This is a genomic window from Syntrophorhabdus sp. (assembly GCA_012719415.1).
Classification (GTDB): Bacteria; Desulfobacterota; Syntrophorhabdia; order Syntrophorhabdales; family Syntrophorhabdaceae; genus Delta-02.
The window spans coordinates 1-7,232 of sequence record JAAYAK010000028.1 but is presented as its reverse complement, the minus strand read 5'-3'; the positions used below and the strand labels follow the sequence as shown (position 1 = coordinate 7,232).

Sequence of the window (7,232 nt, the reverse complement as noted above, 5' to 3'; positions counted from 1 at the left end):
GTGTACCCTTTGACATTGATGTTGAAGTCTGTAGAATATTGACATCATCCCTTTGCGGTCACGAGCCGCATCGGCCCCGTACCCCGGTGGGTGCGGGTATTTTTTTTGCCTGAAACGCTCATTCTGCGGTAGTCTCGTTTTCCTCTTTACGCATTACGTAATACGTTATATAATAATACTGTGATCAAAACATTCCATTGCAAGGATACCGAGGCTCTTTTCAATGATCACTTTGTTGCGCGGTTTTCGTCTATCGAACGTCAGGCGAGACGTAAGCTACTCTATCTCCACAGCGCCCGGACACTACAGGACCTGTCGCAACCGCCAGGAAACCGTCTTGAGGCCTTAAAGGGAAAGAGAGATGGGCAACAGAGCATCCGGATAAGCGATCAATGGCGTATCTGCTTCAGATGGGAAGATGGAAATGCATGGAATGTTGAGATCGTTGATTATCATTAGGAGGAGAGAAGAATGAGCAAGGATAAACTACTCGACCTGATTCCCCCGGGGGAAATACTATACGAAGAATTCATGAAACCTCTTGGGATAAACATAAACACGCTTGCGCGGGATATAAGTGTTCCACCCGGACGCATCAGTGAAATCATTCGCGGAAAACGTGCTATCTCGGCAGATACGGCATTGCGGCTTGGCAAGTATTTTAATGTCTCTCCCGAAATATGGCTGAGTCTCCAGGCAGATCATGAAATCAGGATGGCCCGCCGCACAACCTGGCCAAAGGTTGAACCGTGCGTAAAAGCGAGAGTGGCATGATGTAGAAAAACACCCTGACCTGGCGGATATCGAGGCCGCCGGCGTTCCGGGAAGCACGTATTGCAGCACCATACAAAGGATGTGACCAAATTGGACAAATCATGCGGTGAAAATGCACGGATGATTTGTCCAATTTGACCAGATCGTCCCCGCACCTGCCTCTCCGATTGTATGCGCTCTCCTGTTTCAACATTTTACAATTGCCTGCATACTCTCCCTCGGAATAATTCCATTAGAGAGTGTCTCCGCAGGTGACTCAAAACCCGAATGCGTAACAACTCGTATCCATCTTAATATCGGCTAGTTACGTCAGAAACACCCTTCGAAATCCAAGTGATCCATACCCCTCATTACCGGGACCATCCAGCACATGGCCAATAATATCAGTATGATACAGCCGGGTGACTCAAAACCCGAATACGGGGAAACCATCACTTCATGGAGTAGCGAATGTTTATTTGACGTTTATTTGACTTTTATTTTACTTGAGGACCCGTTTTCTTGGAGCGATATAGAAATGGATGTGCGGCTTTTCAGATTATTTCAAGCGCTGTAGTGAGCATGTATCAGTTTATGAATACATACTCACTACACGGACAGGACAGTCAACAAAAAAGCTGGTATAATTGTCCACCATGAAATTCTCCATCCGCAGAGATGTCGGTCTCTCTAACATTCAGCAGAACCTCTCCGGCCTCGAGGGAATCCCTATCGAGCTTGCCCTCCCCTACAAGCTCGAGGACTTCCTCGCCACGATGGACCGTCTGGATGACCTGACAGCCTTCGTCCTCTTCCACAACATCATCGTCAATTCCGTCCACGCTCCCCAGGGGCGCCTCTCCGATGAGGCTTTCATGTCCTGGGCACTTCCCACCGTGCAATTTGCCCAGAAGGTCGGGGCCAGTGTCGCCGTGTTTCACCCTGAGTCCGTTCCGAAGCTCTCGAAACCTTCTGCGCAAACCATGGCTTTGGGAAACCTAAGAAGACTGAAGAGGGAAACAGATATTGTCGTAGCGATTGAAACCTTCGGAAACGCGAAGAGGGTTCTCACGCCAGAAGAGACCATCGAGATCAAGCTCCCCATGGTCCTGGACACGTCACATCTCTTCGTTCCCCGGATCTTCGAGATCATCCACGCTTACCACTCTGGCATCGTCAGTCTTCACCTCTCGGAAATGCGTTACGATGATACTGCCGGCCATGACCTGCCCCATCTGCCGGTGGCAAGCTACGGTATCGAGGTTCTGGAGGCCCTGAGGGCCAAGGACTGGAGCGGCAACGTTACTCTCGAGTATCTGCCGCAGTTTCACGACCAGTTGATCCCGGACAGAACCACGCTGGAAGAGCTGTTCGCCTCACAGTTCGACAACTCCCCACCTCCTGTTCCGCCCCCGTCCCTCGAGGACATCCTCGCCGCGAAGAAGGCGGAGAGAGAACGCCTGCGGAACCTTCCTTTCGAGGAGAAGATCCTCCTCGTCGAGAAAATGCGCGAGCATTTAGAACCCCTCTTCGCCCGTCATGACAAAGACAGCTGGGTCATGCCGGAGAAGGCCTTCTTCGCCGGGGTGCGCCGGCAAAGATCCGAAAAGGAAGGTTACAAGTGGTGCTACCTCTTCCCCAACGGACGGAAGGTGTATTTCAACACGAAGGAAGAGGGCGACGCGCTCCTTGACGCGGAGATCGGATGAAGAATCTCGTCATAGGCGACATCCATGGATGCTATAGGGAGCTGAACGATGCCCTGCACAACGCGGACTATCAGGAGGGGGATCGACTTATATTCCTGGGTGACTATATCGATCGTGGTCCCCAGAGCCGCGAGGTAATGGAATTCCTCACATCGCTGAAGAACCCGGCGAACGTTTATCTGAGAGGCAACCACGAGGAGTTGCTCATCAAGGCGCTGGACGGAGACACAAGCGCATACGGCGTCTTGATGGACAACGGGTTTATTTCGACGCTGAAATCATACGGTGTGGATCCCCGGACATTGTCCTATTCTACGGGCGGGCGGCATTACATCGAGCGTGACGGCAAACACGTCCTTCTGGACAACCGGGAGCTCACTGCCTTCCTGCAAAGCGTCATTCCCCCTGAGCACCTGGCATTCATCGCGGCGACCCGGTACAGCTTCGAGACTGACCGTTTCTTCTTTAGCCACGCAGGTGCTGAGCCGTGCACACCCCTCCATGAGCAGCGTGGCACGGACTTCGTGTGGGGAACGGACGGATTCTTTCTCAAACAGAAGTATACGTACGGCAAAACGCTCGTATTCGGCCATTTTCACCTCGTGGAGCCCTTCTTTGCCCGCGGCCGGATCGGGCTAGGGGCGGACATGTGCGTACGAATCCTGATAACGGACTATTCCCCGATGGTGATCGTGGACAGCGACGGCGACTATTACGAGGTGCGGGACGAATGGCTGATATGAGAATCCTTTACAGTGCCGACCTCCATGGTAACCCCGCTTTCTACCGAAAACTTATCGCGCTCGCCACCCGGAAGAAAGCAGGTGCCGTCATCGTGGGAGGCGACCTCCTCCCTAAAACCGGCGAGTACAAGAACCTGATCAGCGAACAGCGACAGTTCATTCTCAATGAGCTCCGCCCGTCGCTGGTTTCATTCCGGAGGAAAAACCCTCGAACAGACGTCCTCCTCATGATGGGTAACGACGATTTCCAGGTGAACCTGCACCTCCTTGAGGACATGGAGGAAGAAGGCCTCCTGAAACTCCTGCATATGAGAGTGCATCACCTCACGGAAGGCCTCTTCATCGCCGGCTATTCCTGCGTGCGTCCCACCCCGTTTTCGTGCAAAGACTGGGAAAGATACGATGACGAGCAGAGAATTCTCCAGCCCGGTCCTTACAAACCAGTCATCAGCACGGCAAACGGACTCATCGATATCAATGAGCAAGAGTGGTATGCCTCTCATCCCACGATGGAGGAGGATCTCGAACAGCTTGCTCAGATGTCAGACCCGAAAAGAACCGTCTATGTCCTGCACGACCCGCCCTACGACACCAACCTAGATCTCCTCTTCAACGGACAGCACATTGGATCCGCGGCCGTACGGAGATTCATCGAACAACACCAGCCTCCCGCGGTTCTCAGCGGACACATCCATGAGTCACCGAAAGTGTCCGGGAAAGTCATGGACAGGATCGGAGACACGGTCTGTGTCAATCCCGGACAAACGGAAGCGATTCTCCAGGCAGTAATGATTGAGATCCCGGGATATAGGCTGAAGCTGTTATAACTCCATACTAACTCTCAAAACGGGAATTTTCTCGCGTACAGATTGTCTTGGACATAACTAATATTATTACTTTATCTGAAAACGCACTTCAGTAGTCGCTTCAGTTGACGCTTCACCTATTTTTCAGTAATCCGGGACCGTCAGAGACAGCCAGCAACGACAGCAGATCCTCCCTGTCTTCATCGTCAACATGGCCCTTCAGGAGCTCGAGACTCTCGCGCACTCTCTGCCCGTACTGATCCACCTCGTTCTTGCCGAAGGTCGCCGCACTGAAATCCGCGTCCCGCCGCCGATGATAGAGCTCGAAGAGATGGTCGTATACGATCCTGTCCACCTCGCCGGTGGTGATGAAATGCCTGGCCATCAGTTCGCGGACCTCGCGGTGCGAGTACGCGCGATAGCCTTTGCCGGCAAGGACGTAACGACAGAGGGCCTCCAAAACAAAAAAGAGTAAGGACACACACTCTGCGTAATTGCTGGCTGCGTAGTTGATACGATATGACCACAATTTCCGCCGCATAAGGTTCATCATGGCCTGCTTCTCTTCCATCCTCTCGTCCCCCTCCTTTTCAAACCGCATCGACTCCGCCTCGTCTAACGCCCAATCGTAAGCATCATCGAGCGCATCTACATCTGGCTCCACCAGATGAATTCCCGCAAGGGCCTCCTGGACCACAAAGGGCGACTCGTCCCTGTCGTTGAGATGGAGGATCGAAACATGCGTGTCATCCTGCACGGCCGCACGTATGCTGCCGACAATGCGCATCCGCTCCGCCTCATCGTCCGTCCGCAGGCAGATGCCGATATCGATACTGGGCCGGCCACGCGGCACTCCCTCCGAGTATGGACCATAGAGAACGGCGACGAGGATCCTGTTCTCTGTCCGTAACCTCTCAAGCACGGCTTTGATGGGGACGATTCTGTCATGCATCTGCTCATTAGCGGCCGCGCGGAGCTCCGGGGCCCTCATGCCTGCCCTTTCCAGAAAACGGTCCACATCCCTCCGGAGCCGGTCGGGCAGCATCAGGGCAAGCGAGGCAAACCCTATAATCCTGTCACGCTCTATCTCCCACACGCGTGCCGGTGTGAGGCAATAATCCCTGAGCGCATCCATGTATATCGCGGACGTTTTCCCCAAAATGCGCTGCTGACCGAAGGCCTCATCCAGGTCCCTGAGGATACCCTCCATGCCGTCGTAGATGCGGCGGATCGTCTCCGCCACGGCCACCAGGTGGGAATCACCCTCCGGCTTGTCCTTGTCCCGTCTGAAACGGTCCAGTTGCTCACGGAGCCCGGTGCGCTGCCTGTCAAGGAGATCCTCTCTGCCCTTGTCGAGCTCCCGGTATGCGTCCCTTGATATTCTCGTTTTACCGGCCATATCGAGCATCCCGACCCCTTTCCTCCGTCTCTCAGACATACTCCACCCCTGCCAGGATCGCCTGCAGTCGGGGACTAATGTCCCGGCGACCCGAAGAAATTCCCATCGGCGTCCTCGCCGGCTCCCAGGCCCCGGTCTTCTCCCTGGCTCTCCGATTGATCCTGAAAATTCAATGAATAACTGGTGCTTCTCCCACCGCCAGGTTCTTTGACCAGAATGCCGCGCTCTACCAGATCGGTGATATCGCGTAACGCCGTATCCGGAGACCGTTTTGTTAGTCTTGCCCATTTCGTGGCAGTAAGCTTTCCCTCAAAATGATCCAACAGCCTGTTGAGAACCATCTGCTGACGGGGGTTAAACTGTTCCTGGGCGTATCTTTCCCAAAAACCGGCCTTTCTGAGAACGCGGGAGAGGGTGTTGCCGGCATTGTCGAGAGCGGCATTGAGAGTGTCTAAAAACCAGTCCAATCGGGCTGTAATATCCAGGGTCCCTTTTTGTGCAGCTTCGATGCCCGCATAGTATTCAGGACGCTCGTCTCTTATCTGGGCAGACATGCTGTAGAACCGCCGGGTGCTTTTCTCAGATCGTGCCAAAAACATATCCATAAGGGCCCTGGCGATCCGCCCATTGCCGTCTTCGAAAGGATGGATGGTCACAAACCATAGGTGTGCGACGCACGAGCGCAGAACGAGGTCATTTCCGTCGTCATGGTTGAACCACTCTAAGAATGCTTTCATTTCGGGTTCTATGCGTGCCGCTGCCGGCGCCTGAAAATGAACCCGTTCCCGGCCGATCCGTCCGGAAACAACTTGCATTGGTCCGGACCTGTCGTCACGCCACGCGCCTGTCCTGATCGTATGCATGTCGCTTTCCCCGGTCGGGAAAAGAGAAGCATGCCAGGCAAAAAGCCTTTCCTTGGTTAGAGGCTGAGCATAGTTCTGAGTGGCGTCAAGTGCCATCTCAACGACGCCCTCGACAGCTCGCGAGGGGCGCGGCAAACCTCCCCTATCCATCCCAAGATGCCGTGCGACAGAGGACCGGACCTGTTCCACGTCCAGGTTTACGCCCTCGATCTCGCTCGATTTAGCCACGTCCAGGGTGAGCGTTTGAAGAACAGCTTCATCGCGCAGGCCAAAGCCAAGGCATTTCATCCTTCCGGTAAGCTCACCTTGCTTATATCGAACCTTGGCCAGCTTGGACGCTAAGACGGTCGGGTCCCAACGGAAGTTCGGCCAATCCGGCAGATCATAAACATAGGTTGTCATTCTCCGCACCTCATGCGGATATTATAATCGATATTCTCCGCAAAAGCAACGTCATCCGCAAAATATGCGGTGAATATGGCAATTAATCTCCGCACGCAAAAGTTACCTGTTGTTTCGCCGTCGTAGGAATTTTGAAAACATTGCCATATATCAGCGTGTGATACATTATAGACAGATGGGAGGTGTTCCAATGACCCTTGCCGAAACAAGGCCGCGCATAGTATCCGACCCGGAAATCCTCGGGGGACTGCCCGTAATCGAGGGGACTCGTGTTCCAGCAGGAAACATCCTCGCCGAGATCCGGGCCGGGAGCGATAAATATGAGATCTTTCTCGGTTATCCGACGCTCCCCGTTGGCAGTGTGGAGGCGGTTATTGAATGGGACAGAGCGGGTCGCCCGCTTTGAGGAATACATTCTTTATCGACGAGTGTCTCAGCCCCGAACTTGTCGCTTACGCCAGGTCCCGCAATCTTCGAGCCCGCAAACTTCCACACCCAGCCCAGTTGACAACTACATATCGTTGCTCATATTCGTAGTTGTCAACAAGCCATCAACC

At 53.8% G+C, this 7,232-nt stretch carries 8 protein-coding genes; 6 read left to right on the top strand and 2 right to left on the bottom strand.

All coding sequences use genetic code 11. The annotated features are described in order from the left end of the window. The first annotated feature begins 180 nt into the window (after positions 1–180). From GXX82_01565 to GXX82_01545, 5 genes are all read left to right on the top strand, one after another. Positions 181–459 carry an excinuclease ABC subunit A gene (locus GXX82_01565; protein NLT21715.1) on the top strand — a complete coding sequence of 93 codons (279 nt, stop codon included), beginning with the start codon at positions 181–183 and terminating at the stop codon, positions 457–459. 12 nt (positions 460–471) lie between these two features. Further along, complete coding sequence (locus tag GXX82_01560; GenBank protein ID NLT21714.1) at positions 472–774, top strand: HigA family addiction module antidote protein; 303 nt, start codon at positions 472–474, stop codon at positions 772–774. 635 nt (positions 775–1,409) lie between these two features. Next, entirely contained in the window at positions 1,410–2,462 is a 1,053-nt protein-coding gene (locus tag GXX82_01555) for a hypothetical protein (GenBank protein ID NLT21713.1), read from the top strand. Then, the gene (locus GXX82_01550; GenBank protein NLT21712.1) at positions 2,459–3,205 is read left to right on the top strand and encodes a hypothetical protein; all 747 of its coding nucleotides are present in this window, start codon (positions 2,459–2,461) and stop codon (positions 3,203–3,205) included. The genes GXX82_01555 and GXX82_01550 overlap by 4 nt, the downstream gene beginning before the upstream one ends. Continuing rightward, on the top strand, positions 3,202–4,032 hold the full coding sequence (locus GXX82_01545; protein NLT21711.1) for a metallophosphoesterase: 831 nt from the start codon (positions 3,202–3,204) through the stop codon (positions 4,030–4,032). The genes GXX82_01550 and GXX82_01545 overlap by 4 nt, the downstream gene beginning before the upstream one ends. Before the next feature lie 112 nt (positions 4,033–4,144). Here GXX82_01545 and GXX82_01540 read toward each other — a convergent pair whose 3' ends face one another. Together GXX82_01540 and GXX82_01535 are read right to left on the bottom strand one after the other, a co-directional pair. Continuing rightward, a complete protein-coding gene (locus GXX82_01540) occupies positions 4,145–5,449 on the bottom strand; it encodes a hypothetical protein (protein NLT21710.1) in 1,305 nt (434 codons plus the stop codon). A gap of 35 nt (positions 5,450–5,484) precedes the next feature. Continuing rightward, on the bottom strand, positions 5,485–6,675 hold the full coding sequence (locus GXX82_01535; protein NLT21709.1) for a Fic family protein: 1,191 nt from the start codon (positions 6,673–6,675) through the stop codon (positions 5,485–5,487). 190 nt (positions 6,676–6,865) lie between these two features. Between GXX82_01535 and GXX82_01530 the strand changes: the two genes are divergently transcribed. Further along, complete coding sequence (locus GXX82_01530; protein ID NLT21708.1) at positions 6,866–7,081, top strand: DUF433 domain-containing protein; 216 nt, start codon at positions 6,866–6,868, stop codon at positions 7,079–7,081. Positions 7,082–7,232 lie beyond the last annotated feature (151 nt).